This window comes from Coprococcus sp. ART55/1 (assembly GCF_000210595.1).
GTDB classification, from domain to species: domain Bacteria; phylum Bacillota; class Clostridia; order Lachnospirales; family Lachnospiraceae; genus Coprococcus; species Coprococcus aceti.
On record NC_021018.1, the window covers coordinates 376,428 to 400,387 of the forward strand.

A 23,960-nucleotide genomic window follows, 5' to 3' on the forward strand; every position below is an offset into this window, starting at 1 on the left:
TTCCTACAGCAACAAGTGAAGATATCAAAAAATTGTTCCAGGTTGAAGATAATACGTTAATTATTGGAAATCCAGAAGAAAATAAATCAGTTGTAGGGCTAGATGATGTTGGGAACATTCCAGTGGACTCTGCCTTTTTATTAGTATATGCGGCTGATGGTGATGGGCAAATACTAAAGATACGGACACTTGGTTCACCTACTCAGATTTTTACATCAGGTAAGCAGTTTATGGCTGATAATTCAAAAAGAGAATCTGCGAGATGGGAAGAGGCTTTAGACAGACTTATAGAATGGGGCTGGGTTAAAGCTGTAGGGTATAAAGGTGAAATATTTGAATTGACCGGAACAGGTTATAGCAAAGCTGATTGGTTAAAGAACAATATGGCAATAGATACTTCAAAAGAACCGCTTGACGAGTTAAAAGAGTTTGAAGATTAATAAGAATTAAACTAATACAGTTATGCGTATTTATTTGCAAATATACATGGCTGTATTTTTTATTACGGGCAGGGCTCTTCGGGGTTCTGCCCTTTTTCTTTTTCCAGACCAAAAGACCACCTGCTGGAAAAGAACAAGAAAAACCTGAAAGGATGTGGTGACTTATTATTATAGGAATCGATCATGGATATTATGCCATCAAAACTCCCCATGTGTGTTTCCCGACTGGACTGACCGGGTACGATTATGAGCCGTATACCATGCAAAATGTCCTGCAGTACAATGGGAAATTTTATGTGTGTGGAACTGGGCGGCAGACGCTGGTGAGAAGCAAGACTTCCAATGACAATTATTATCTTTTGACAATGGCAGCCATTGCACAGGAGATCCGCTACCGCCGGGGAGAGAGGAAAACAGATGTGGTTCTGGCAGCCGGCCTCCCACTGGCAAGTTTTGGCAGGGAGAAAAAAGGTTTCCGGGAATATCTGTTTCGGAAAGAGCAGCCTCTGCGTTTCCGGTACGAGGATGAGAGCTATGAGATCCGGATTCAGGATGTAAAACTGTTCCCACAGGGATACTCAGCCCTGGCTCTCCACCCGGAATGTGTTCGGGACGAGCCTTCTGTTCTTCTCGCAGATATCGGTGGCTGGACCGTAGACCTGATGCGGCTGGACAACAGTGTTCCAAATGCCGCTACCTGCCGCAGCCTGGAACTTGGTGTGATCCGGTGTGTGGATGAGATCACCGAGCAGGTACGCAGAAATACCGGACTGTCTGTAACGGATATTCAGATCGAACGTGTTCTGAACGGCCAGAGCTGCAGCATGGACCCGGCCGCAAAAGAAATCATTGTCCGGCAGGGAAGGCTCTACACGGAGAAAATACTGTCTGCAATTATGGAAGCCGGGTTCGATCTGAAGGCAATTCCGTCCGTGATCATGGGCGGCGGAGCCAGCATTCTGAAACGGCACGTGACACCGCAGGACGGGCTGTGTCGGCAGATTTACCTGACAGACGTACACGCCAATGCTTCCGGCTATGAGCGGATTGTGGGGCAGATGTGCGCGAAGTAAAGAGACCCGTTTTCTCGTTCCGCCTGAACCTTGATAACCCAGATCACAAAAAGGCATGGGAGATCCTGCAAAGTGTTCCAGATGGACAGAAGAGCAGCTATCTGGTTCAGGTGATCTTAAAAGATCAGGAAAACAACCAGCTGGAGAAAAGCATCCGGCAGGCAATCCGGGAAGAACTGGCAGGTGTTTCCATTTCTGGCTCCGGGGAGAGTGTTTCAAAAAAGGAAGAAATCCCGTCCCAGATGCTGGATTTTCTCTCCGGGCTTGAGGATGCATTCTGAAAAAGTCAAGTCTTTCCTGGTGATAAAATAGCCAAATTTCAAGCAGTCAAATTAGTATAAATCACGGATTTTTGAAAGGGGTGATGCCTATTGAATGTTATTGGATCTGCATCCTTTGGGAGCTTTTGAGAGCCTCATATTCGTTGGGTATTGTGAATAGCTTTCTGTCACGTTTTAGGGTATGTTGTATGTAGAAAAAAGAAAGGAGAACGAACACAATGGAGATGAAAAACATATGCGGAAAAATCCCGGTAGAGCTGCATGAAAAGCTAAAACTGGAAGTCGAAGAGTTAGGAATCAGCATACCAAAATACCTTGAAATGGTAATCGAAGAACACATGACAAGAAAAGGAGAAAAGGCGAACATGGCAGATTTAAGAACAGTAGCAGTACAGGTAACCGAGGATTTATTTTCCAGACTGAAAGCAGTCCTCGCCAGGAATGGCATGAAACAGAAAGACTTCTTAATCGGGCTTATCGAAGATGCAATCGAAAAAGAAGAAGCCAAATGGAAAGCAGAGTCAGAGGAAGCCGAAGAAACAGAAATGGAAGATCCTGAGACTGCAAAATCAGAACCGGATGAAGAGTCAGTAGAACCTGAAGCAGAAGAGCCTGAGACAGAAGCACTGGAAGCTGAAACAGACGGAGAAATGACAGAACCGGACGAAGCTGAAGCAGATGAAGAGCCGACAGAGCCAGAAAACGAAGAGCCAGCGGAAGCAGAGCCAACAGAACTGGAAACCGAAGAAGCAGAAGAATCTGAGCCAGAGGAAGCGGAATCAGAAGAATAGACATCACAAAACAGAAACCAAGAGACGGAAACGGTGCAGAGAAATCTGCACTGTTTTTTTCGCAGCGAAGGGAGGCTGATAGCCGGAACAATTCGATTTTTTGACCTGTTCAGTGGAATCGGAGGATTCCGAGAAGGGCTGCACAGGGCAGGGGGCTTCACCTGTGTCGGACACTGTGAAGCAGATGCATATGCAGACCACAACTACCGGGTGCTGTTTGATACGGAAGGAGAGTGGTTCTGCAATGACGCAAGAAATATTGAAACAGAACGAATGCCGGACTTTGATCTTTTATGTGCGGGATTTCCTTGCCAGGCATTCTCAATCGCTGGACGAAGGGAAGGATTTGCCGATGCAAGAGGAACCCTTTTCTTTGAAGTTGCCAGACTGGTTGCAGACAAACGACCTGCGTATTTTCTCCTTGAAAACGTACCCGGTCTGCTTTCGCATGACAAAGGGCGGACGTTTCACACCATCCTCAGTACGCTATCTGAACTGGGGTATCATGTCGAATGGAAAGTGCTTAACAGCAAGGATTTCGGAGTCCCCCAGTCAAGGAAGCGGGTGTATATTGTCGGATATCTTGATGGAAGATGTGCCGGAAAAATATTACCTTTCCCAAAAGCAAATGGAACAGCTCTTATACAAGTCCATGCTGGCAAACAGGGAGAAAGAGTCTACGCAGAAGAAGGACTGAGCTGCACGCTGACCAGCGGGTCTGGTGGTATGGGCGGCAAGACCGGATTATACGAAGTCGGTATCCCAATCAAGGAAAACACCCGAAAAGGATACAAGATGGCCTACGAGGGGGACAGCATCGATCTCGGATATCCGGGAATCAACAGTCGCAGGGGGAGAGTCGGGCATGAGATCGCCCATACCCTGACGACCGGAAACCAGCAGGGAACACTGCATTTTGTAGATATCTCCCCTCCGCCGCTGGTGACAGACGTTGCAAGATGTCTGAATACCAGACAGGATTCCAGCATCCATAACCACAGAGGCGAAAGTTCCGGGGTGCTGGTGGAAGAACCGCCAAGGGCAGTGCTGACACCGGCCAAGGAAAAAGTCCGCCAGAATGGAAGAAGGATGAAAGAACCGGAAGAGCCAATGTTCACCATTACGGCAACTGACCGTCATGGAGTGATTTACCACGGCAGAATCCGCAGGCTGACGCCAAGGGAGTGTCTGCGGCTGCAGGGATATCGGGATGGTCAGATTTCCAAGATGGAAAAAGAAACATCGGATAATCAGCTTTACAAGCAGGCCGGTAATGGTGTCACTGTCAATGTCATTGAAGCAATAGGCAGAAATTTGAAAGCAGTAGATGAAGAGATCCAAAGCGGCTCACCTGTTCCAGAAGCGAAGGGTGGGTGAAGCAGATCGACCTAAAAGACCAGTATTTTGGTACAGAGATTGAGATGACAGGTATCAGCCGCTATGATGCGGCTGTTGCGATTGGAAGAATGTTCGGAACAGAGCCATATCATATCCGTTCTTACGATTCCTGGTGTGTAAAAGATTCAGATGGAAAAACGTGGAAATTTTCAAGAGACAGCAGTATCGACTGTGAAAGGCTGGCAAATGGTACTGTAATAGATGCCGATGGAGATTATTCGACAGAAATGGTATCCCCGAAATTGGAATATTCGGAAATGGGGAAACTCCAGGAAGTGGTGCGGTGTGTCAAAAACGCAGGTGCTTTTGTCAATTCATCCTGTGGCATGCATGTCCATGTGGACGCATCCAATCATACACCAAGGAGTCTGAAAAATGCACTGACGATCATGTACTGCAAAGAGGATATTCTGTTCAAAGCCTTAAATGTACAGACGAGAAGGGAAGATGAGTATTGCCAGAAAGTCCGTCCTATGGTATTGGAGAAGATCCGCCGGATGCCAAACAGCACCATCACGATGGAAAAATTCAAAAGGGCATGGTATGAGGGAAATGACGGAAGCTCCGAGCATTACAACTGGACAAGGTATTATGCCTTAAACCTACATGCTGTTTTTTCCAAGGGAACACTGGAATGGCGTTGTTTTGAAAGCACCCTCCATGCAGGAAAAGTCCGGTCGAATATCACACTGGCACTTGCCATATCCGCACAGGCGATCAACCAATCTTGTACCCATGCAAAAAAGACGGAGATCGGGGATAACCCGGCATTTACGTTCCGCACCTTTCTGCTCCGCCTCGGATTGATCGGGGACGAATACAAAAATGTACGGAAGCATCTACTTGCCAATCTGGACGGGGATAAGGCATGGCGGTATGACAAAAGTACCTATGCCTGTCTGCAGAATCCAAGACGGACAGATGATGCGAGATAACAGAATAATGAGAACAGACAGGCCGGGTGGAAACATCCGGCTGTTCTTATGCAAAATGAAGAAAAAGAAGAAAGAGGTAGAAAACATGAAGAGTAAATATCGATTCAGGCGAATCCTTTCAGGGGTGATGGCGGCAGTCACCATCTTATCCACGGTCATTTCACCGCTGACGGTGTATGCTTCGGAAGAGTCGAAAGCGGCGGAACCGCCAGCGTATGAATCCGTAAAGGATCAGCTGGATGAAAATGAAGTGGTAAAAGCCACCGATCTGGAGCTGGAAGTCGGACAGGACTTTGCTGTTTCCACGGATTTTACAAATTTGGAAATCAAGGACGAAAGCAAAGTCAAAGTGACATTCCAGAAAGCAGAGAATGACGCCGGGGAGAACTTCAGCACCAGCCATGCAGACACTTACCATGCCGTTTATTATGTGGAGCCAGTCAACCAGAACCACCCGGTTTATCAGATTGGGAGAAACCTGATCGTAAAAGAGCCTGTGACAGCAGCTCAGAGTGAACCGCAGACAGAACAGGCAGTTACCGAAGAGGATACAGGTTCTGATGATGAGGAAGCTGCCTCGCAGGAAGAAACTGAGACAGTGCCTGTAGAAACAGAAATTGTTGAGCCGGAGACAGCTGAATCTGAAACAGAAGAACCGGAAGAAACAGAACCCGAATTTCAGGGTGGACTTTCTGAATCTGAGTTTGATGCCGCATTAGAGGAAGCCGAAACAGAAAATACAACCGATAAAGAATCCGGGCTGACACTCAGCGATGTTCTGGAGCAGGCAGGGGAACAGGATATTGACCTTATGGCAATGGAAGATGGGGAAACCGTTTCTTTCACCGCAGTCAATACCAGTACAAGAGCAACACAGGATGTAGATGTGACAAGAGGGACTGCATACTATTATGCAGACTACGGTCTGGGTTCTTATGTAACCTATAAATATACCGTAAAATTTGGAAACGTGTCTGCAACTGCCTACTGTGTGCAGCCGTCAAAAGCAGGACCTGGGGATGGTGTTTATAAGATCACCAAACTGGGTGACAGCAAAGCACTGGCAAAAGTATGCTACTACGGCACAAAAGCATCCGGCGAAAATGGATTTTTCTCAGAGAAACATCCTGATTTTTCCGCTGGAAAACAGTTTATCATTGTCCATCTGGCTGCGTCTTATGCCAATAACAGTAGTGACGCTTTTTCCGGTACGAATGCAACCGGACAGGCTCTGGCAATGGAACTCTACAATTATTGCATGAGCCAGCCGGAGATACCGGAAGTGGACATGAGTTTCTCCAATGCAGATGTTACCGCATATATCAGCGGCAACAGCCAGAGAACAGAAGAGATCACCTTTAAGGCATCCGAACTGCAGACCATCACCATGAAACTGCCTTCCGGTGTCAAACTGCATAATGTGACAACGGGAAAAACAAGCAGTGCAGGTGCATCCGTGGAGATCTGCGGCGGTACCAAATTCTACTTATCTGCACCGCTGACACAGGCAGTGGATGTCAAAGGGGAATGGTCTGTTACCATGAAGGGAAGCATCATCAAAGACTATTCCGCTTACAAGATCACAACCGGAAGCGAGACACAGGACCTTGCCCTGGTATTTGGCGAGGGCGTGACCGATGAGAAGTATGTAGATTTTAAAGTGTCATGGGTAAAACAGGCAACTCTGGAGATCGTAAAGAAGGACCGCAAGAGCAACAAAGCCATCGCAGGTGCAGTTTATGGCGTTTACAGTGACAAGGATGGAAAGAACTTGATCACAAAGATGCCGGCCACAGATGCCAACGGAGCTTCCAGCGTTACGATCACCAAAACACAGGATACCGTATACCTGAAAGAGATCTCCGTACCAAACGGATATCTGCTGGATACCAAAGCCTACGATGTGAAACTGGTCATCGGAGATACTGTAAAACAAACCGTTACCGATGCAGAGCAGATGGCAAGCCTGACTGTTTATAAATTAGGAGAAGTCCTGACCGGAGCAAAGGTAACTGATGATGGTGTTTCCTTTGTTTATACCGAGCAGAAACAGAAGAGTGCGGTTTACAATGTTTATGCCGCAGCGGATATTGTATCCGCAGACGGAACCGTCATTTATAAAAAAGACGCACTGGTCAAAGCCGGACTTACTACCGGGGATGACGGAAGTGTCACACTGGATAATCTATATCTGGGAAAATATGTGGTAAAAGAAATGCAGGCACCACAAAATCTGATATGCACAGGCGAAAGCCAGGAAATCACCCTTTCCTATGCCGGAAGCAATGTGGAGAAGGTCATGGGAAGCGTGACATTCAAAAATGACCGCCAAAAAGCAAGCGTAAGCGTATACAAACAGGATAAGGAAACCAGGAAATACCTTCCGGGCGGCACTTATGGCCTGTATGCCGGAAACGACATCAAAGCAGCGGACGGAACCGTTGTGGTCAAAAAAGATACCCTCATTGAGAAGGTAGTGACCGGAACAGACGGAAAAGCCGTATATCAGGCAGACCTGCCGATCGCTAACAGCTACTACATGAAAGAGGTTTCTGCACCGGCCGGATATACCAGAAACAGTGAGGATGTGTACTCTTTTACGTTCCAGTACACCACAGACAAAGAGGCAACCGTTTCTTTCAGCCACACGTTCCAGAACGAGCGTGTCAATGCGAAGATCAAACTGGTAAAAGAGGATTCCGAAACCGGAAAGACCGCACAGGGAGATGCAACCCTTGAGGGTGCGGTTTACGGACTGTATGCCCGTGAGGATATCGTTCATCCGGATGGACAGACAGGTGTCCTTTACCCGGCAGGAACGCAGATTGCAACCCTGACTACGGATACAGAGGGAAATGCAGAAATCGCAGACCTCTATCTCGGAAAGTATTACGTGAAAGAATTGACGCCGCCTGTTGGATATCTGGCAGACCCGGAAGAACATGATCTGGAGTGTAATGACGAGGGAGATCTGGTTCAGACGGTAGAACGTACCGCAACTTCTCTGGAAGATGTGATCAAACAGCCGTTCCAGGTCATTAAAGCAGCCAACAATGGTAAGACCGATGCCGATCTGTTAAAAGGTGTGGGATTCAGTGCATATCTGGAGAGCAGCCTGAAGAAAAATAAGGACGGTTCCTATGACTTTGCATCTGCAACTCCGGTTGTACTGACCGCAGACGGACAGACAGAAATGTTCACGGATGAGCGTGGATATGCATGCTCCATTCCGCTTGCATACGGAACCTACATTGTAAGGGAGACCACCACACCGCACAACTTCAAACCAGTCGATGACTTTAAGGTTGTGATCTCGGAAAACAATCCGGATCAGCCGCAGGTATGGCGTGTGCTTCTGGACGAAGAGTTTGAAGCAAAATTAAAGATCGTCAAAAAAGATGACGAGACAAAGAAATCTGTCCTGGTTCCGAATACTGAGTTTAAAGTATACGATCTGGATAACAAGAAATATGTGGAACAGGTGACCACCTACCCATCTACTATGGTACATAAATCTTATTTTACGGATGAGAATGGATACCTGATCCTGCCACAGAATCTGGCTTGTGGAAATTACCGCATCGAAGAAGTGACTGCACCGGATGGATACACCCACAGTGCCAATACCGTGGAAATCAAGGTAGACAGCGATACTGCATACCAGGAAGATCCGGTCAGCGGTGACCTGATCATCGAGGTGGAATTCGAGAGCCACCCGGCAAAAGGCAGACTGACCATCCACAAGGAAGGAGAAGTAGTCAAAGGTTTTGACAAGGATTTCACCTATGAGGAAGCCAGCCTTGCAGGAGCCGTGTTTGAGGTTTATGCCGCAGAAGATATCTATACCGCAGACCATCAGAAAGATGAGAACGGCAACCGTTATCTGGAATATGCCAAAGACACACTGGTGGCAACGGTGACAACCGATGAAACCGGAAGTGCCGTAGTAGAGAACCTTCCGCTCGGCAAATACCGTGTAGAAGAGAAAAAAACGCCGGAGGGCTACACCTGGAATGCCAAAGGCGAAGAAGTAACTTTTACCTATGCCGGACAGGATACCCCAGTCGTAGACGAAGAAGTGACTTTTACCAATGAACGCCAGAAAGTAAGCATCACCGTGGAAAAACAGGATGCAGAAACAGGAAGCACGGTAGCTGGAGCTACATTCGGTCTTTACAATAAGAACGAGATCAAATCCGGTGACAAGATTATTGTGAAAGCAGATACCTTATTACAGGAGATCACAAGCGATGAAAAAGGACAGGCACACTTCACCCTGGACCTGCCGCTTGGAACTTATTATGTGAAAGAAATTTCTGCACCGGATGGTTTTGTATCTTCTGACGAGATACTGGAATTTGATGCCACCTATCAGGGGCAGGACATTCCGACCATCAAGCTGAAATCTGTGAAGAAGAACCAGCCGACCACCATCGAGGTGACAAAATCCGACCTGACCACAGGCGTAGAGCTGAACGGGGCATCCCTTTCTGTTCTGGACAAGGATGGAAATGTGATCGACAGCTGGACTTCCGTAAAGGATGAGCCTCATGTGATCAAATACCTGACCGTTGGAAAAACTTATACCCTCCGTGAATCTCTTGCACCGCTTGGTTATTTAAAGACCACGGATGTGGAATTCACCGTTCAGGATACCGCAAAAGTACAGAAAGTGGAAATGAAAGACGATGTGCCGAAAGCCCTGCTGATCGTAAACAAGAAGGGTGAATTCCTTGATAAGATCACCCTGCTGGACAATGTCAAAGGCGTTGTAGAGCATCTGTTTGAGTACATCACAGGAAGCCTGTCAGACGTTACCTTTGAGATTTACGCTGCAGAGGATATCAAAGCAGCCGATGGTGTAAGCCCGGATTATTATGCTAAGGACGAGCTGGTGGCAACCGTGACTACTGATGCAAACGGTGTTGCAGAAGTATCTGACCTTCCGGTTGGAAAATACTATGTCAAAGAGGTGGGCACAGCATATGGTTATGTGCTGGATGAAGAACCACGATATGTAGATCTTTCCTACCGTGACCAGGATACCCCGGTTGTCGTATACGATGAGGACTGGCAGAACAACCGTCAGAAAGTAAAAGTGAACGTCCTGAAGAAAGAAAAGGATACCGACCGTGTATTAAAAGGCGGCATCTTTGGACTGTACACCAGAAACGACATCCTGTCCGCATCTGGAAAGGTGCTGATGGAAGCAGATACCCTGATCGAGTTAAAAACAACAGATGCAGATGGAAAGATTTCCTTTATTGCAGACCTGCCGATCGACGGAACATATTATGTGAAGGAGCTGTATGCACCGGATGGATTTGTCACCACCGGAGAAGAGCAGGAATTTGTTTTTGAGTACCAGGGGGATAAAGAAGTAGAAGCATCCTATGAATTTGTATTTGAAGATGAGCCGACAACCGTGGAGCTTTCCAAAACCGATCTGACCACGGGCGAGGAACTGCCGGGAGCCAGATTACAGCTGACGGATGAAAACGGGGCTGTTGTTGAGGAATGGACATCCACCAAGGAGCCGCACATCATCAAAGAACTGGTTGTAGGAAAATCTTACACCCTGACAGAAAACAAGCCGGCCGATGGATATGCCACTGCGGAAAGCATCACATTCACCGTAGAGAATACTGCGGGGATCCAGAAACAGGTAATGGAAGATGACGTGACCAAAGTGAAGATCAGCAAAACGGATATTACCGGAGATAATGAGATCGAAGGAGCCAAACTGACCATCACAGATGAAAATGGCAACATCGTAGAAACCTGGACTTCCGGTAAAGAGCCGCATTATATCGAAAAACTTCCGATTGGTAAATACACCCTGAAAGAAGAGCAGGCTCCAAACGGTTATGTCGTTGCAGAGGAGATCACCTTCGAGGTGGCAGATACCGCAGAGATCCAGAAGGTAGCCATGAAAGATGACACCGCAAAGGGACGTCTGATCATTGAGAAAACAGATAAGGATACCGGAGCAGCACTGAAAGATGCAGAATTTGAACTGAGGGATGCGGATGGCAAAGTGGTAGAAACCCTGACCACTGATGAAAACGGCCATGCAACCAGCGGACTGCTTGCAATCGGAACTTATAAGGACGGCAAATTTGATAAGGCAGCCACCTATTATCTGGTTGAGACCAAAGCACCGGAGGGCTATCAGCTGGATGAGACCAAACATGAGGTGACATTTACCTATGTAGATGACAAAACTCCAGTGATCGAAGTCATCCAGAAAGTGACGAACGAGAAGCTGCCGGAGGATACCCCGTTTGTAAGCAACCCGAAAACAGGCGATGACACCAACCTCTGGATTCCGGCCCTGTGCCTGATTCTTTCCGCAGGCGGTCTGATCGGCATGGGTGTGGCATCCAGAAGAAAGAAGAAAAAAGGGGGCAGATAGGCTGAAACAATTATATTTTGCGTATGGAAGCAACATGGATCTGGACCAGATGGCATATCGGTGCCCAAAGGCGGAGGTGGTAGAAATCGTCCGCCTGGAGGGGTATCGGCTGACCTTTGCAGCCGCAGGAAGCGGCCTTGCCACCATCTTCCCGGAAGAGGGAAGCCATGTGGACGGCGTCCTCTGGTCACTGACCGGGGACTGTGAAAAGAGCCTGGATCTTTATGAAGGCTATCCTGATTTTTACGACAAGCAGGAGATCACTGTCAAGAACAAAGATGGAAGAGAGATCAAAGCCATTGTCTATATCATGACAAAAGATTACATGCAGAACTTTAATCCGCCCGGACGGTCGTACCTGACTGGGATCTTAAAGGGCTGCAGACAGAACCAAATCCCGACAGAGCCGATCCTGAAAGCAGCAAGGAAACCGCCTGTGCCGGGAAAGACGCAGAAGAGTCAGCCAAAGAAGCAGAGAAAAGCCGGACAGGAACGATGAAGAAAAAACCAAAGACAGGAATCTTACAGAGGTTTTTCAAGATCATCTGCCTTGCAGTGACGCTGACAAGTGCCGGGTTTCTGATTTACCACATGGTATATCTTCCAATGGAGAACAAAAAGCTGGTGGCAGAGCTGAAAGGGAATTTCCCGGAGCCGGAAGCTCCGGGAGCCTCAGGCTCTGAAAAGAAAGACCAACCAGCTGGAAGAAAATGCCCGGTGGCTGCGGTAGACCTTGTTTCTCTTCGGGAACAATACCCGGATGTGCAGGGATGGCTGACAATACCGGATACCGGGATTGATTACCCGGTGCTTCAGTCCGAACAGGAGAATGGGGAGTTTTACCTGAAACGGAATTACAAAAAGGAATATGACATCAACGGAAGCCTGTTTTTACAGGCAGACTGTAAAGTGTCTGAAAGTCGGAACCTTATCATTTACGGTCACAACATGAACAGTGGGGCAATGTTCGGAAATCTGGACTTATATGCAGATGAAACGTACTATCAGGAGCATCCCTTTGCTTATCTTCAGACAGAGGATAGCATTCAGGAATACCGAATTGTCACGGTGCTGAAAGCAGACAGGAATTTGTTCCCATTCCAGCAGAAACTCGCAGATGCGGAGGCAGTGCAGGAATATTTAAAAGCAGCTAAGCAGAGGGAAGTGTTCGAAACCGGGGATGATTACCTGAAGTGTATATACGATAAGGTTTTGACGCTCGTCACGTGTTCATATGAATGGAGCGGTGCCAGGAACATCGTCCTGGCGGTGCCGGTTTCCGGGGCAGTGTGGAGTCAGAAGTGTTCGTAAGTACCAGAAAAGTGCAGAAAATGAGACAAATAATGACCGCACGGGCAGGGATGTGTTCAAAACAGGGGGATTATGTAAGGGTGTGCATTGGTAGTATTTAGGTTGAAAAAAGTGTCTGAAAGTACCAGAAAAGTGCAGAATGTGAGACAACTTATAACCCAGATCCGGCAGAAAGTGTTCCAGAAAGGAGCGTTTCCTGCCGTTATTATTTACTTGGAAAGGATGGTAACGATTATGAAACGATTTTATACAGCAGAATCCGTAACAGAAGGACATCCGGATAAGCTCTGCGACCTGATCGCAGACAGCATTCTGGACGCGTGTCTGAAAGAGGACGAAAATTCCAGAGTGGCCTGCGAGGTGCTGGCGACCAAAAGGAACATCATTGTAGCAGGAGAGATCACCAGCCGATTTGAGCCACAGGTGTTTGAAATCATCAAAAAGGTGCTGGAGAGTGCAGGCTATGAAGCAGAGGAAATCCACATGGATGCCCTCATCCACAAACAGAGTCCGGATATCGCCGGGGCAGTGGAGAGATCCAGAGAACGAAGGGCAGGGACTGTTTCTGTTCAGAGCGGACTTGCCAGCGGTGCCGGGGATCAGGGCATCATGATTGGCTACGCCTGCGATGAGACACCGCAGCTTATGCCGATGCCAGTGGTTCTGGCGAACCGCATTGTAAGGGAACTGTCTGCAAGCCGTAGAAGCGGATATATCACGGGAATCTTGCCAGATGGAAAGGCGCAGGTGACCGTGGAGTATGAAGATGACAGACCTGCCCGGCTGGATACCGTCATTGTGTCCTGCCAGCATGAAAAGGAAAAATCCCTTCGGAAGCTGGAGCATGAGATCCGGGAGAAAGTGTTACGCCCGGCACTCCGTATGCTGCCACCGGATGAGGATACCAAGATCCTGATTAACCCATCGGGCAGATTTGTGTGCGGAGGTCTGGATGCAGACACCGGACTGACCGGAAGGAAACTAATGGTGGATACCTACGGCAGCCTGGTACCGCATGGCGGCGGTGCATTCTCCGGGAAGGATTGTTCCAAAGTTGACCGTTCCGGGGCATACATGGCCCGTTACATCGCCAAAAACATGGTAGCTGCCGGACTTGCCAGCCGATGCCAGGTGTCCCTTGCCTATGCCATTGGGGTTGCCCAGCCAGTCATGGTGCAGGTGGATACCTTTGGAACGGGAAAGATCTGTGCGGATGACTGCCTCGCCGCAGCGATCCCTCTGGTGTTCGGGCTTACCCCAAGCCAGATCTGTGACACCCTGCACCTGAAGCGGCCAATCTACCGACAGAGTGCGGTGTTCGGGCATTTTGGAAGAAAGGAATTCCCGTGGGAGAAAACGGATAAGGCAGAGCAGCTCCGGGATACCGTGATGTAATGCCGTGGATTCCGGAAGAAGAAATCAAACGTGCAAGGGAGATCACCGCCATTGAATACCTGAAGAAATATCAGCCAAACCGTCTGAAAAAATCTTCAGCCAGAAATGAATGGGAGCTGACAGACCACGACAGCTTTAAGATTAACGAGCAGACCAGCCAGTGGCACTGGAAATCCAGAGATATCGGGGGCACCAGTGCTTTAAATTTCCTGATTCATGTAGACGGGTGTTCTTTTCTGGAGGCAGTGCAAATGCTGAAAGATGAGTATCCCACCTATATCCCTCCTCCAGTGGAAGCAAAGCCAAAGAAGCCATTTGTCCTGCCTACGGCCAGCCCAGACTGCCGCAGGGTGTTCCGCTATCTGAAAGAGCGGGGCATCAGTGGCGAGGTCTTACAGCGGTGTGTTCATTTGGGAATCTTATATGAGAGTCTGCCCTACCACAATGCCGTGTTCATAGGACGGGATGAAAACCAGGTGGCAAGATATGCTTTCCTGCGTGGGATTTACGATGCCAGCGGAAAGTCTTTTAAGATGGAACAGGCCGGAAGTGAAAAGGCATACGCTTTTTGTGTTCCGGCGAAATCGGGATGCAGACGGGTTGCTGTTTATGAAGCCTGTGTGGATGTGCTTGCCCACATGACATTGGAACAGAGACAAGGAAGCCGGGATAAGTACCGTCTGGAGCTTGGCGGGATCAGCGCACCAAAAGAAGGGCAGAGCCAGCGTAGCATGAAAAAGCCGCAGGCATTGGAACATTTTCTGTCCCAGCACCCGGAGATCACCGAGATCGAAGTGTGTACCGACAATGACTTTGCCGGACGGTGGGCGTGTGAACATATCCGAAAAGCCTACGAGGGAAGCTATCGGATCATCGAGAACCTGCCGGAAATCGAAGGGGCAGACTGGGCAGACATGGCAAAAATGGCTGCCCGTACACCGGAGAAACGGCAGAATAGGGAAGCGAGGTGATGCTTTGAAAGATAAAATAGAAGTGGGAATGCTGTCACCTCTGATGGCAGAGTTTATTCCGGACTATTCAGATATTGTGAATCTGGATGATGCGGAGCCATTGGAAGGACCTGACCTGGTGCAGTATCAGACATCCATCGCAGAAAAGGTTGACGAGATCAATCGGCTCGGTATGCCTGACAACCAGCCATGCAACCTGATCGATTATTTTGACCAAAACAAGGACATTAAGGAAAAAGTGGAACGCATTACAATGGCGGTAAAGGAACAGGAGGGCGTTTTATATGGCTGTGCAAACCTGACACTCCGGGAGAATCTGACACCAGAGGAATACCGTGTGGTGGGGCAGTATCTGAGAGGGCAGTACAGCGATGGCTGGGGAGAAAGTCTGGAACAGCGGGAGATCAAGGTAGACGGTGGTGAATTATACTTACATTTCTATGTTGGTGCCGGCTCGGATTTCCAGATACAGGTGAAAGCACCGGAAAACGGTGTGCAGGAAAAGCAGCCGGAACAAAAGCCGTCCCGTCCAGAACTTAAGCTCTTAGGGCATGACGGAAATATTTTCTCAACCCTTGGGGATGCCGCAAGACTGCTTAGACGTGCCGGGATGTCCGAACAGGCCAACGAAATGGCGGATCGTGTCCACAAGAGCAGCAATTACTATGAAGCGCTGGGAATCATCAGCGAATACGTGGAAACCGAGCTGTCGGACCACCGTGAACAGCCCAGAACGCCAAGAAAAGAAACACTGAAAAAAGAGGATACCTGCCGATGAGCAGTTCCATAAAGAAAAGCACTTCCAGAGAAATCTGGAAAATAAGCGACCGAAAGGATGATGCCTATGGGAAATACCCTGAAACTTGAAGATCTTTTAAAACCGGACTGTGTGCCGGATGAGTCTGCCGGAGGGGAGAACTGGCGTATCCTGCATGGAGATACCTTAAAACTGGTCAAAGGATTCCAGCCGGGGATCTTTGATGCAGTTATAACCGATCCGCCCTATGCGTCCGGGGGAACCAAGCAGAACGAACGCAACCGAACTACCAACCAGAAGTACAGCAGCATGAAAGCAGAAAATGCCCTGCCGGATTTTGATGGGGATAATAAAGACCAGCGTTCCTGGACCCACTGGATGGCAGAATGGCTGTACGATGTGCGGAAAGCCTGCAAGAGAGGGGCTCCGATCTGCCTCTTTATTGACTGGAGACAGTACCCGTCCATCACCGATGCCCTCCAGTGGGCAGGGTGGATCTGGAGAGGGACTGCCGTCTGGGACAAGGGGAACTCCCGTCCGCAGAAAGGCAGATTCCGCCAGCAGGCAGAATATATTGTATGGGGAAGCAACGGACCGATGCCGATCAACCGCCCGGTGTCCTGCCTTCCGGGTGTGTTCCGTTATGGGAATCCCCAGAACCGCATCCATGTGACAGAAAAGCCGCTCCAGCTGATGAAGGATGTCATCCAGATCTGCGAGCCGGGCGGCCTGATCTTAGACCCGTTTGCCGGAGCTGGCACGACCATCCTTGCGGCGACAGAGTCGGGCTATCAGGCAGTCGGCATCGAAGTGACGGATGCATATTATAAGCTGGGAAGCGACCGTGTCCGTATCGCACTGGAAGCCGGGGCAGAAGCAGAGAATAAAGAACCACAGTAACCGGATGTCTGCCAGACATCTGAAAAAAGGAAGAAAAGAATCCAGATGTCCACAAGACATCCACAGAGCCGGAATGCTTTGTGGGTGTTTCTTTTTGGAAAAACGCCGGGCAGAGGAAACTTGTCTGGTCAGGAAAGGAGATGGTCGTATTGGAACAGGCACTTGCTTATGTCTGCTGCTCTGCAGAAGAGGGAAAGACCAAAGTACAGCGGTACTGCCGGAAGATCTACGAACTGGGATATGTGCCGATCTGTCCGCAGTACAGCTTTTCCCCATTCCTTGATGATGGGGATGCGGAGGATATGCAGGCTATGCGGAGAATGTCCCATCAGATCTTAAGACGGTGCAGGATGGTGGTCGTCTGCGGAAAAGAGACCACCGGGACGATGAACACGGAGATCAGCATGGCTGACAGACTCCATATCATCTGTACCACGCTGGATGGGTTAAGCAAAATCAAAGAAAACGAATAATTCCGAAAAACGATAGGTTCAGAGGGGACGAAGCAAAATGCGACTGGTTTTGCAAGCATAGCGTTTGGATATCCAAACGCACTTTGGGGAGAACCCCAATCCCCCATATCGAGCCGTAAACAGACGAAAGGAGAACGAAGAAATGTTAGGATTTATACTTGGCACAATGACCGGAGGGGCAATGGGCGTGTTTGCAATGTGTTTACTGATCTCAGGAAAACGGGAGGATGAGGCACTGGAGCGGTGCCGGATGAAACCAAAGGAGATTATTGACCACGGCGTGTGCATCTGTTTTGTAAACAGCCAGGGAGAGGAACTGTTCCGTCTGGCAGACGGGGAAAGCCTTGTGCAGAATGCCCCAAATGGAGAGCGGAACGTATCCACCTGCCATTATCTGGATGCAGAATCTGCCATGATCGATGGGAAGAAATGGAACCTTCTGGAATTTGCGAAAGAGATGGAGAAAAGAGGAATCATGCTTGCCCCGATGGAACTGTGCCGGGTACCGGAAAGGGGGTGAGGCCTATATGAAGAAAAAGATTATTGCTGCAGCCGTAGCCATTGGCGTGCTGACAGGATTCCTGATCTGGAAAAACCGTGAAATGTAAGGAAACGATCAATAACCCGTTGGAAAGCAGGTGAAGAGATGAGAAAAAGAAACCATGTGATACCAGTCCGCCTCAATACAAAGGAGCTGCGTTTTCTGGAAGAGCAGGTAGAAAAAAGCGGCCTGTCCCGTGAGGAATACATCCGTTCCATTGTCATGGGCGGCGAAGTCCGGGCAAGACCCTGTGAACATCATACCGAACTTTTAAGGAAAGTATCCGGTCTGTGCAACAATGCCAATCAGCTTGCCCATGTAGCCAATGGATGTGGGATGGCAGGGGAAGAGAATATTCGGGAAATGCTCCGCATGACGAAAGAGACATGGAGGCTGGTCAAAGAGGAATGGTAGCCGATGGCATACACCAGTATCATCCCGGTCAGCCGTCTGGACAATTCCATTACTTACATTCGAAACAAGGATAAGACCACAAAGAAAGGACAAAGTGCCGGCTCTCTGGAAGAAGCTATTCAATATGCAATGAACCGGGACAAGACGGAGCGTTCCATTTTTGAGAATGCCATTGGCTGTGTCTGTGAGACTGCTTATCAAGATATGGTAGATACAAAGAAACGATACAACAAGATGGACGGGGTGCAGGGCTTCCATCTGGTGCAGAGCTTTGCCAAAGGGGAAGTCACCCCGGAACTTGCCCACCAGATTGGCATGGAGCTGGCAGAAAGACTCCTTCAGGGAAAATATGAAGCTGTCATCACCACTCATTTGAACACGGAGCATCACCACAACCATATCGTGTTTAATTCCGTGAGCATGGAAGATGGGAAAAAGTATCATAGTAACAGCAGGAGCTACTACGAGGATGTGCGGAAAACTTCGGATGCCTTATGCCTGAAATACGGCTTATCTGTCATCGAACCGAAAAACGGCAAAGGGAAATCCTATGCACAGTGGATGGCAGAACAGGACGGAAAGCCGACCTGGAGAACCTCGATCCGTCTGGACATCCGGGATGCTGTGGCAGAGAGCTTCACATGGAAACAGTTTCTGGAACAGATGAAGCAGAGGGGATACCAGTGGAAGCTGAACCGGAAGTACATTGCATTAAAAGCACCGGGGATGGAACGGTATATCCGTCTGCGGAGCCTTGGGAAGCATTACTCGGAAGAGAGCATCCGGCAGTGGATCTTGCAGCCCAAGAGCAGGATACCTGCTGGAAAAGAAGGAGATTCCAGATCCCCGAAAAAGAAGTTAAAAGGGATACAGGCCCTGTACTATTCCTATCTGTACCAGATGGGTGCCCTAAAGCAGAAGCCGAAAAGGATCTCCCCGGTGCTCCGGGCAGACATCCGAAAACTGGATGCCAGGATCGAGCAGATGGAATTTCTACAGAAGCATCAGATCACTACCCGTGAAGAGCTACTCGCCTACCGCACATCGTTGGAAGAGAGGGTACAGGCACTCACGAAAGAGCGGAAGCGGCTCTACCGGAGCGAACCGGACAGTGTCAGGATTGGTCAGATCACCGAAGAACTGAAGCCGCTTCGAAAGGATATCCGCATTTGTATCCGGATCGAACAGCAGTCCCAGGAGATGGAAGAAAAGATGCGTCTGGCAGAGCAGATCCAGAGACAGGAAGAAGAACAGACGGAGAAAAACAGAAAACCGAGAACAGAAAGCAGGTGAACAACATGAATTATGGAGGCGATGCGGCGGACCAGATCGTCCGGTATTCCCTGGACGGCGTGGACCACGGGCTCAGGCTTTCGGGTACGCTGGCAAAGCATCTGGCGGTATTTGTTGCCGCCGTATTAAAAGACCAGAAGAAAACGAGGGGCAAGACCAGAATGGTGCGGATGTTAAAGGAGAACAAGCCATTGAAGTTCTTCACTGTGCCATCTGACCGCCTGCGTGAATTCTGCAGTGAGGGCAGGAAACGAGGACTGCTCTATGTGATCATCCGGGATAAAAAGAACCCGGAGATGAGCGAGGTCATGGTCTTTGCCGATGATGCAGCCAAAGTCAACCGTGTCATGGATAAGATGAACCTTGATTTTGTAAGGAGCGAAGTCGGGGAAGCTGTCCATGAGGTAACCGCCGGAATGGAAACACCGGAAACCGAAGCAGTACAGGAAACTGTGCAGATGCCGGAGGGCGAGGTGCAGTTTGAAATCAGCGATCTGGACGAAGCATTCCAGGTAGGTGACATGGACTTTTCTGAAGAGGAAAAGAACCAGAATCATCCCGAAAAGGAGTTTTCCGAACCGGAAAATTTTATCCCGGTGCAGGAAGAGGGGGAAGAGAATCTGTCCGGCTCTTCCTTGCACAGCAGAAATATTTCTACCGGGCAGGAAAAAGGGACTGATGCAGGGCTGAGGGAACAGGAGCGTCCCAGTGTCCGCCGGGAGCTGGAGAACATCAAACGGGAGAAAGCAGAGGAATCCCAGAAGCGGAGCCGGGAAAAGAACCGTGGACCAAGGAAAACGCAGAAGAAAGCAAGAAATAAACGAAAGGTGAAAGCGAGGTAGGAGATGGACCTGACAAAATTTTTAGGGCAGGACTCGCAGGAGCAGTCCGCCCAGCGGTTATCGAAAGAAGAGTATGCCGCACAGAAAAAGCAGGAGAGGGAAGAAATCTGGGGTATGATCGATGGAAAGGCACAGGAGGTCTTCCAGAATGGGGACTCCTTAAAAGGATTCCTTGATTTTATGGGACAGTGCAAGCCGCAGAGGACAGACAACCTGTTCCTGCTTTATGCACAGAATCCGGAGATCCGGCAGGTCAAGACCTTTGAAAAATGGAAGGAAGAAGGCAAGGTAGTCAAGACCGGAAGCAAGGGATACAACTTCATTGTCGGACAGGAATATGAAAAGGACGGTGTCATCCAGCAGGGGTACTCCATCCAGAAAGCCTATGACATCAGCCAGATCCGTACCAAGCAGCCGGAAGAGGCAGAGCCAAAGCCGATGGACCAGCTGATGGAAGCACTGCTGACCGACAGCGAGGTACGGATTCAGATCGCAGACAATCTGCCGGATAAGGTACAGGCACAGTACATCCCGAACAAGCGGATGATCTATGTCCGAAATGGCATGAGCGAAAATGCAACGTTCCATTCCATCAGCCGGGAGCTGGCCTGTGCATCCCTTGACCATCACGATGGAAGCTACAGCCGGGCAGGGGTATCGGCACAGGCCTATTGTGCAGCGTATGTGACAGCACAGAAATACGGCGTGGATGTCTCCGGTTTTTCCTTTGACAAGGTATGCCAGATGCAGGCATTCGGACAGAAAGATCCGAAAGAACTCCGCTCCTTTATCCAGGATGTAAAGAGTGCAGCCTATTCCATTGGCAAGCAGGTAGACCGCAACCTTGGCAAAAGCGAGCAGGAATTTATGACCGATGAATTTGCCATCCCGGAGGAAAAAACGGAGAAACCTGCCAAGAGTAAAAAGTCCCCGGAACGCTGATAAAAAGGGGCTTTTCCGGCTCTTTTGCAGTAGCTTTCCGGGAGGAAGTGTGGTATGTTGTGGTTGAGAAAAAAGAGGAAAAAAAGGGGGCTCGCCTATGACAAGAATGCGATATGTAAAGATGGACCGGATCATGAACCACATGCTGATCCATGCACTCCGGGAAGTGTTCCGGCAGGAAAAAGAACAGGGGCTTCCGGTGGATACCACACGGGATCTGGTTCTGAAGCTGGCAGAGCAGGAAGAGGGAAAGCTCTACCTGACAGAAGCCGAACACAGCAAATCCGTGGAAGCCTTAAACCAGCTCCGGGACACATACCTGAAAAACGGACGCTATTCCGATGGGATCGACAGCGTCCTGTTAAAGATCATGAAATCCAGATACCGCCCATACCGTGGAAGGGGAAGATGAAGAAAGGATGTGGTACAAATATACAGAAATATGACACAAGAAAGAATAGAAGCCATGCGGAGAAGATATCCGCCGGGAACCGAGGTCACGCTTAACAGCATGGAGGGGGAGAGCCACATGCCACCCGGCTTAAAAGGTAAGGTGGATATGGTAGACGATGCAGGGCAGATCCACGTAAACTGGGAGAATGGAAGCAGCCTTGCCCTCGTTCCGGGAGTGGACAGCTTCCACATTACGGACCTGCCAAGAGCAGAGAGGCCCAAACAGCAGCCATCCCGGTAACAAACAGCCGGAAGTCAGACTGGGTGATTTGGCTTGCCGGACTGCCTGTCATCTGGTGGGTAGCAATCCTGCTTGCGGATGCCATCCAGCCGGGCAGGAATCTTTTCGAGCTGATGGAGGTTCTCACAGAAAAGCTGAACCATCCCTTCCAGTTTCATTATACGGAATATACCATCAAGTCGATGCTGGTCTGCACGTTACTTTACGCAGCCGGGATCGGCATTTTTTATTCCAGTCAGAAGAACTACCGCAGAGGGGAAGAACATGGCTCTGCCAGATGGGGCGATGCCCGGCAGATCTGTAAGAAATATAGCCAGAAGCCGTACTCCCAGAACATCCTGCTGACACAGAACTTCCGCATTAGCCTTGACACCCACAAGCACCGCAGATGTCTCAACATTCTCGTAGTGGGAGGCTCCGGTGCAGGAAAATCCAGAGGCTTTGCCCTACCAAACATCATGCAGTGCTGCTGTTCGATGGTCATCACCGATCCGAAAGCCGAGCTGCTCCGAAAGACAGGCGGTCTGCTGGAAAAGAAAGGATATGAGGTGCGTGTCTTTGACCTCATCAATCCCGACACATCTTTTTGCTACAATCCATTCGAGTATGTCCACGATGACAAAGACGTGCTCCGTCTTATTTCCAATCTGATACAAAACACCACACCCAAAGGTTCCCAGTCCTCTGATCCCTTCTGGGAGAAGAGCGAAACCGCACTGCTTCAGGCACTGATGCTGTATCTGCTCCACGAAGCTCCGCCGGAAGAACAGAACTTCGCCATGATCATGGAGATGTTAGGCTCGGCACAGGTAAAAGAAGAGGACGAGGACTACGAGTCCCCTCTGGACATTTTGTTTGACCGTCTGGAGATGCGGGACCCGGACAGCATTGCCGTCAAGCAGTATCACATTTACAAGCAGGCGGCAGGAGATGTATGCTCTAAGTGACTTCTTAATCATGGTTTTTGTCATGGTTAGTGAAGCAGTCACTTAGAGCATTTTCATTTCAGGAGGTACAGCCATGAGAAACGAGAAAATCACCCCACTGTATGAGCGTTTGAGCCGCGATGATGAGTTACAGGGCGAGAGCAACTCCATAAGCCATCAAAAGCAGATGTTAGAGGAGTTTGCCCGCCGGAATGGACTGCCGAACCCTACCCACTTCACCGATGACGGCGTATCGGGAACCCGCTTTGACCGTCCCGGCTTTCTGGCGATGATGGAGGAAGTCGAGGCCGGACGGGTGGAGGCCATCGTCATAAAGGACATGAGCCGCCTGGGACGCGACTATCTGAAGGTCGGTCAAGTTATGGAGATTTTGCGGCAGCGCGGTGTCCGGCTGATCGCCATCAATGACGGTGTGGACAGTCTGAAAGGCGATGATGATTTTACCCCGTTCCGCAACATTATGAACGAGTTTTACGCCCGCGACACCAGCCGGAAAATCCGCTCTGTGTTTAAGTCCAAAGGCATGAGCGGCAAGCACCTGACCGGCACCGTTATCTACGGCTATCTGTGGGACGAAAAGCGGGAACACTGGCTTGTGGATGAAGAAGCCGCCGCTGTGGTACGCCATATTTTCGCGCTTGCGATGGAGGGCTACGGCCCCTATCAGATCGCAACCAAGTTGTCAGAAGAAAAAATTGAAATGCCAGCCGTTCACCTTGCCCGCTATGGCGAGGGAGTGAACAAGAATAAGGCCTTTGCGGATATTTATCGTTGGAGTGCCTCTACCGTTGTTGAAATCCTGAAAAAACAGGAGTATTTAGGCCATACGGTCAATTTCAAAACCCGCAAGCACTTTAAGGACAAGAAAAGTCACTATGTTGACGAAAGCGAATGGACGATTTTTGAGAACACCCATGAGGCCATTATCGACCAGGAAACCTTTGACAATGTGCAGCGTATCCGGGGAAACGCCAGACGCTACCCGGACGGCTTTGGGGAGGCCCATCCCCTGACCGGCCTGATGTACTGCGCCGATTGCGGCGGCAAGATGTATGTTCACCGCACATACAACGGCAAGCGCGTCCCGCAGTACACTTGCGGCCAGTATGGGAAGTATCCTATCGGCTCCCTTTGCCCTACACAGCAC

Annotated in this window: 24 protein-coding genes; 23 read left to right on the forward strand and 1 reads right to left on the reverse strand. The window is 49.4% G+C overall.

Features of this window, described 5'->3' with window-relative positions; translation table 11 throughout:
* Window positions 1-440 (forward strand): hypothetical protein (locus CCU_RS01800; protein WP_208895905.1); only part of this gene is annotated, 440 nt, incomplete at its 5' end.
* Window positions 441-502: 62 nt separating this feature from the next.
* Here CCU_RS01800 and CCU_RS01805 read toward each other — a convergent pair.
* Window positions 503-652 (reverse strand): hypothetical protein, encoded by a 150-nt coding sequence (locus CCU_RS01805; RefSeq protein ID WP_208895906.1) that lies wholly within the window; start codon window positions 650-652, stop codon window positions 503-505.
* Here CCU_RS01805 and CCU_RS01810 point away from each other — a divergent pair.
* The 22 genes from CCU_RS01810 to CCU_RS01915 all read left to right on the forward strand — a co-directional run.
* Window positions 605-1,513: a ParM/StbA family protein gene (locus CCU_RS01810; protein WP_161208660.1), complete on the forward strand. Its 909-nt coding sequence runs from the start codon at window positions 605-607 to the stop codon at window positions 1,511-1,513. The two genes, CCU_RS01805 and CCU_RS01810, sit on opposite strands and share 48 nt — an antisense overlap.
* On the forward strand, window positions 1,501-1,794 hold the full coding sequence (locus CCU_RS01815) for a hypothetical protein (protein ID WP_006428275.1): 294 nt from the start codon (window positions 1,501-1,503) through the stop codon (window positions 1,792-1,794). The genes CCU_RS01810 and CCU_RS01815 overlap by 13 nt, the downstream gene beginning before the upstream one ends.
* A 218-nt stretch (window positions 1,795-2,012) precedes the next feature.
* Window positions 2,013-2,585 (forward strand): hypothetical protein, encoded by a 573-nt coding sequence (locus tag CCU_RS01820; RefSeq protein WP_015533347.1) that lies wholly within the window; start codon window positions 2,013-2,015, stop codon window positions 2,583-2,585.
* 75 nt (window positions 2,586-2,660) lie between these two features.
* Window positions 2,661-3,962, forward strand: a complete 1,302-nt coding sequence (gene dcm, locus CCU_RS01825; RefSeq protein WP_179966521.1) for a DNA (cytosine-5-)-methyltransferase — start codon at window positions 2,661-2,663, stop codon at window positions 3,960-3,962.
* Window positions 3,963-3,967: 5 nt separating this feature from the next.
* Window positions 3,968-4,918 carry an amidoligase family protein gene (locus tag CCU_RS01830; RefSeq protein WP_071849528.1) on the forward strand — a complete coding sequence of 317 codons (951 nt, stop codon included), beginning with the start codon at window positions 3,968-3,970 and terminating at the stop codon, window positions 4,916-4,918.
* Window positions 4,919-5,003: 85 nt separating this feature from the next.
* Window positions 5,004-11,333: an LPXTG cell wall anchor domain-containing protein gene (locus CCU_RS01835; protein ID WP_243440832.1), complete on the forward strand. Its 6,330-nt coding sequence runs from the start codon at window positions 5,004-5,006 to the stop codon at window positions 11,331-11,333.
* A 1-nt stretch (window position 11,334) separates the two neighbouring features.
* Window positions 11,335-11,832, forward strand: coding sequence for a gamma-glutamylcyclotransferase family protein (locus CCU_RS01840; protein ID WP_025577045.1), 498 nt, complete (start codon window positions 11,335-11,337; stop codon window positions 11,830-11,832).
* Window positions 11,829-12,644 (forward strand): class B sortase, encoded by an 816-nt coding sequence (locus tag CCU_RS01845; protein WP_015533349.1) that lies wholly within the window; start codon window positions 11,829-11,831, stop codon window positions 12,642-12,644. The genes CCU_RS01840 and CCU_RS01845 overlap by 4 nt, the downstream gene beginning before the upstream one ends.
* 234 nt (window positions 12,645-12,878) lie before the next feature.
* Window positions 12,879-14,039 (forward strand): methionine adenosyltransferase, encoded by a 1,161-nt coding sequence (metK, locus tag CCU_RS01850; RefSeq protein ID WP_015533350.1) that lies wholly within the window; start codon window positions 12,879-12,881, stop codon window positions 14,037-14,039.
* A complete protein-coding gene (locus tag CCU_RS01855) occupies window positions 14,039-15,010 on the forward strand; it encodes a DUF3991 domain-containing protein (protein ID WP_008400051.1) in 972 nt (323 codons plus the stop codon). Before metK ends, CCU_RS01855 begins: the two co-directional genes overlap by 1 nt.
* A 4-nt stretch (window positions 15,011-15,014) precedes the next feature.
* Window positions 15,015-15,788, forward strand: coding sequence for a hypothetical protein (locus CCU_RS01860; RefSeq protein ID WP_071849526.1), 774 nt, complete (start codon window positions 15,015-15,017; stop codon window positions 15,786-15,788).
* 66 nt (window positions 15,789-15,854) lie between these two features.
* Window positions 15,855-16,667, forward strand: a complete 813-nt coding sequence (locus tag CCU_RS01865; RefSeq protein ID WP_015533351.1) for a DNA-methyltransferase — start codon at window positions 15,855-15,857, stop codon at window positions 16,665-16,667.
* Window positions 16,668-16,816: 149 nt separating this feature from the next.
* A complete protein-coding gene (locus CCU_RS01870; protein ID WP_019162195.1) occupies window positions 16,817-17,140 on the forward strand; it encodes a DUF7768 domain-containing protein in 324 nt (107 codons plus the stop codon).
* A gap of 142 nt (window positions 17,141-17,282) precedes the next feature.
* The gene (locus CCU_RS01875; RefSeq protein ID WP_015533352.1) at window positions 17,283-17,660 is read left to right on the forward strand and encodes a DUF3789 domain-containing protein; all 378 of its coding nucleotides are present in this window, start codon (window positions 17,283-17,285) and stop codon (window positions 17,658-17,660) included.
* Window positions 17,661-17,786: 126 nt separating this feature from the next.
* Window positions 17,787-18,095 carry a plasmid mobilization protein gene (locus tag CCU_RS01880; protein ID WP_015533354.1) on the forward strand — a complete coding sequence of 103 codons (309 nt, stop codon included), beginning with the start codon at window positions 17,787-17,789 and terminating at the stop codon, window positions 18,093-18,095.
* Between the two features lie 3 nt (window positions 18,096-18,098).
* Window positions 18,099-19,388 carry a relaxase/mobilization nuclease domain-containing protein gene (locus tag CCU_RS01885; protein WP_015533355.1) on the forward strand — a complete coding sequence of 430 codons (1,290 nt, stop codon included), beginning with the start codon at window positions 18,099-18,101 and terminating at the stop codon, window positions 19,386-19,388.
* Between the two features lie 5 nt (window positions 19,389-19,393).
* Window positions 19,394-20,230, forward strand: coding sequence for a PcfB family protein (locus tag CCU_RS01890; protein ID WP_015533356.1), 837 nt, complete (start codon window positions 19,394-19,396; stop codon window positions 20,228-20,230).
* Between the two features lie 3 nt (window positions 20,231-20,233).
* Window positions 20,234-21,172 (forward strand): ArdC-like ssDNA-binding domain-containing protein, encoded by a 939-nt coding sequence (locus tag CCU_RS01895; RefSeq protein WP_015533357.1) that lies wholly within the window; start codon window positions 20,234-20,236, stop codon window positions 21,170-21,172.
* A gap of 97 nt (window positions 21,173-21,269) precedes the next feature.
* Complete coding sequence (locus CCU_RS01900; RefSeq protein WP_015513376.1) at window positions 21,270-21,584, forward strand: hypothetical protein; 315 nt, start codon at window positions 21,270-21,272, stop codon at window positions 21,582-21,584.
* Window positions 21,585-21,614: 30 nt separating this feature from the next.
* Window positions 21,615-21,866, forward strand: a complete 252-nt coding sequence (locus tag CCU_RS01905; protein WP_015513377.1) for a DUF4314 domain-containing protein — start codon at window positions 21,615-21,617, stop codon at window positions 21,864-21,866.
* A 23-nt stretch (window positions 21,867-21,889) separates the two neighbouring features.
* Entirely contained in the window at window positions 21,890-22,813 is a 924-nt protein-coding gene (locus CCU_RS01910) for a type IV secretory system conjugative DNA transfer family protein (protein ID WP_330369793.1), read from the forward strand.
* A gap of 73 nt (window positions 22,814-22,886) precedes the next feature.
* Window positions 22,887-23,960: recombinase family protein (locus CCU_RS01915; RefSeq protein WP_208895909.1), on the forward strand; the 1,074-nt coding region annotated here is incomplete at its 3' end.

Bases quoted from the DNA above. Each gene is read 5' to 3' on its own strand.
- CCU_RS01820 (WP_015533347.1), top strand. From the start codon at position 2,013: ATGGAGATGAAAAACATATGCGGAAAAATCCCGGTAGAGCTGCATGAA.
- CCU_RS01835 (WP_243440832.1), top strand. From the start codon at position 5,004: ATGAAGAGTAAATATCGATTCAGGCGAATCCTTTCAGGGGTGATGGCG.
- metK (WP_015533350.1), top strand. From the start codon at position 12,879: ATGAAACGATTTTATACAGCAGAATCCGTAACAGAAGGACATCCGGAT.
- CCU_RS01845 (WP_015533349.1), top strand. From the start codon at position 11,829: ATGAAGAAAAAACCAAAGACAGGAATCTTACAGAGGTTTTTCAAGATC.
- CCU_RS01900 (WP_015513376.1), top strand. From the start codon at position 21,270: ATGACAAGAATGCGATATGTAAAGATGGACCGGATCATGAACCACATG.
- CCU_RS01865 (WP_015533351.1), top strand. From the start codon at position 15,855: ATGGGAAATACCCTGAAACTTGAAGATCTTTTAAAACCGGACTGTGTG.
- CCU_RS01890 (WP_015533356.1), top strand. From the start codon at position 19,394: ATGAATTATGGAGGCGATGCGGCGGACCAGATCGTCCGGTATTCCCTG.
- CCU_RS01875 (WP_015533352.1), top strand. From the start codon at position 17,283: ATGTTAGGATTTATACTTGGCACAATGACCGGAGGGGCAATGGGCGTG.
- CCU_RS01895 (WP_015533357.1), top strand. From the start codon at position 20,234: ATGGACCTGACAAAATTTTTAGGGCAGGACTCGCAGGAGCAGTCCGCC.
- CCU_RS01855 (WP_008400051.1), top strand. From the start codon at position 14,039: ATGCCGTGGATTCCGGAAGAAGAAATCAAACGTGCAAGGGAGATCACC.
- CCU_RS01885 (WP_015533355.1), top strand. From the start codon at position 18,099: ATGGCATACACCAGTATCATCCCGGTCAGCCGTCTGGACAATTCCATT.
- CCU_RS01880 (WP_015533354.1), top strand. From the start codon at position 17,787: ATGAGAAAAAGAAACCATGTGATACCAGTCCGCCTCAATACAAAGGAG.
- CCU_RS01805 (WP_208895906.1), bottom strand. From the start codon at position 652: ATGGGGAGTTTTGATGGCATAATATCCATGATCGATTCCTATAATAAT.
- CCU_RS01905 (WP_015513377.1), top strand. From the start codon at position 21,615: ATGACACAAGAAAGAATAGAAGCCATGCGGAGAAGATATCCGCCGGGA.